The organism is Paenibacillus sp. RC73 (assembly GCF_044908085.1).
Lineage (GTDB): Bacteria > Bacillota > Bacilli > Paenibacillales > Paenibacillaceae > Paenibacillus > Paenibacillus terrae_A.
Genome location: NZ_JBIYCV010000032.1, coordinates 1 through 2,920, shown reverse-complemented (window position 1 = coordinate 2,920; position 2,920 = coordinate 1). Strand labels below are relative to the sequence as shown.

At 47.2% G+C, this 2,920-nt stretch carries 2 protein-coding genes; both read right to left on the bottom strand.

Features of this window, described 5'->3' with window-relative positions; translation table 11 throughout:
• Positions 1-1,082 (bottom strand): AMP-binding protein (locus ABH897_RS27510; protein WP_404580145.1); only part of this gene is annotated, 1,082 nt, incomplete at its 3' end.
• Positions 1,083-1,216: 134 nt separating this feature from the next.
• Positions 1,217-2,920 (bottom strand): condensation domain-containing protein (locus ABH897_RS27505; protein ID WP_404593013.1); only part of this gene is annotated, 1,704 nt, incomplete at its 5' end.

Sequence of the window (2,920 nt, the reverse complement as noted above, 5' to 3'; positions counted from 1 at the left end):
GCGATGCGAGCGCCTGAATCTTGAAGCATGTAGGCGATCCGTTCATCCGGAGAAGCCGGGTCCATCGGCACGTAGGCCCCGCCTGCTTTCAGGACGGAGAGAATGGCGATGACCACCTCTGCGCTGTGTCCGGCACAGATCGCAACCCGATGGTCGGCCTGCACCCCGGCTGCCCGGAGGCTATGCGCCAACCGATTGGCCTGAGCATTGAGCTCCCGGTAGGTAAGCCTGCGATCCTCGCAGATGACTGCCGTCTGTTCCGGTGTACGCGCCACCTGTTGTTCAAACAGCTGCTCCACCGTCTGCTCCCGCGGATAATCTGCCGCCGTATCGTTCCAGCGGTATAGATATTCCTGACTCTGATTTTCCGGCAGCGTCTCTATATCACCGAGTGCCCGATCCGGTTGAAACAGCATCACAGATAAAAGGTGGTTTAAATGCGCAACCAGTTGCTTGATATAAGCTTCTTCGTAGCTTTGCACATTGTACTGAAGCTGAACATTAATGCCATCCTTCTTCATTACAAAATGAAACTGTGTATCCACATTTACATTGGTTGTTTCCAGAAGTGAATGGAGGCTATCCAATGCAACAAGCGTAGGAATGACAGGATGGTTGGCCGAATCATATTGCATGCGGAGTTTTCCGGCCATTTTTCTGAAAGGCAGCCCTTGATGCTCCAAACTATCGCTTAACGACTGCTTAACCTCATTAAATAATGACTTAAATGAATGAGTGGGCTCCAGTTTACTTTTAATAATAAGAAATTTATTGATCCGGTTATGTACATCTTTTGATGTGGGTATACCGAGCAAAACGTTATTTTCGCCTGTGTATTTATATAATAAACTGGTTACCCCAGCTAACAGAATTATAAAAACCGCCATGCTGGAACCGCCAGACAGTTGTAAAATCCGCTGTGAGACTGCTGCAGATAACGGTTCACATAGGGTTTCCCGTCCATTTATGTGTAATTCTGCTCCACCCTTAGAAGCAGAATTGCAAAATGGGAAGGCCGTAGGTGCATCGTCAGCTTGAAACGTTTGATTCCAAAATAACTCCTGTTGTTTAAACTCTGACATGATCTGACCCCCAGTATGTTAATGATGAATTATGGTACATAACCATCTAAATAGCATCTATAGAGCAACTTATTCAGCCTCTTCCGAAATGGAGAGAATGTGTCTTACACACCCTCTCCTTCCGAAAGCAAGAATTAGAAACTCAGTTCAATGGAACGAATAACACTTTCATCCGGTACCCTTTTTTCAATTAATTTAATGTCCTGAATAGGAATTTCCGGCTGTTGTACCACTTCAGACAGAACGGACAACAAATCTGTGGCAAGTACATGAATCGTTTCCGTCTCAAACAAATACCGGCTGAATTCAAACTCGCATCGCAGTTGTTCTCCTTCGGGCTGAACATATAACGTTAAATCAAACTTGGCACTTTTCCGTGACTGTTCGTAAGAAGAAAAGACGAGGGAGTCCATTTCAACTGCTATTTCACCCATATTCTGATATACCAGCATAGTGTCAAACAAAGGATTGCGTCCCGGATCACGTTGCAGCTGCAAATGTTTCAAAATCTCTTCAAACGGATAATCCTGATGCTCGTATGCATTAAGCATCGTTTGTTTTACATCCTGTACATAACTGGAAAATGTTTTTCCAGCAAATGGTTGATGGCGCACCGCCAGTGTATTGACGAACATTCCAATTAACGGCTCCATGTCGGCGTGGGTTCTTCCCGCCACGGAGGTACCAATAATCATGTCATCCTGTCCACTGTATTTAGCCAGTAAAACGGTATATGCAGCCATGAATACCATAAAGAGCGTTGCGTCCGTACTGACGGCAAGCTGCTGTAACTCCTGTGCAAGAGATTTTTCAATTACAAAATGATGGACATCTCCTTCATAGCTGCGCACTGTTGGTCTTTCATAATCTGTAGGCAGCTCCAGCTGGGGCAAGTCCCCTCTGAACATCTCCAGCCAGTAATCCTCGTGGCGCTTGTATGCACCATCTGCTATTTGAGCTTGCTGCCAGACTGCATAATCTTTGTACTGAATACGAAGCGGCGGTAACGTTTCTCCGCCATACAGTCTTATAAATTCCTGGACCAAGATGTTCATCGAAACCCCGTCCGATACCAGGTGATGCATATCAAATAATAAAATATGACGTTCAGCATCTGTTTGAATGATTCCAACACGAAGCAACGGAGGGCGCTGCAGGTCGAACACACGCACAAACTCACAGATACAAGAATCGATTTGATCCTCCGTTGCGTGAAGCAGCTCAACCTCAAACGGAGCATTTGGATAAATAAACTGTGCTGGCTCTCCTGCTGCCAGTTCAAACCCGGTTCGCAAAGATTCGTGCCGCCCTATGAGTTGTTGGAAGGCCTGTTCCAGACGGTGGACATCAAGAGAGCCAGTAACGATCAACGCACCTGGCATATTATACGTAAGCTGCGCACCTTCAGCCTGACCTGCGAGGAACAGGCGTCTTTGGGCTGAAGATACTGGATAATATGCCTTCTCCGCAGCAACCGGAATGGAATAATACGTATGTGAATCCAGCCCGGTAATCAGCTCCGACAAACGTTCAATGGTCGGGAAGCGGAATACATCCTTCAAAGAGATGGATGCATCCATCTGTTTTTGAATTCGGGAAACGAGTGTTGTAGCTTTGAGTGAATGTCCCCCTTTGTCAAAAAATGAATCCGTTATTCCGATACGCTCTACATCAAGTATTTCTGCCCAGATCGAGACGAGATGCTCCTCGACTGCATTGCGCGGCGGTGCATAAGCGGCACCCGGCTCCAGGTACGCCTGCGGCGCGGGCAGTGCCTTGCGGTCCATTTTTCCGTTGGACGTCAGCGGCAGCGCCTCCAGAGGCACGAAGTAGGTCGG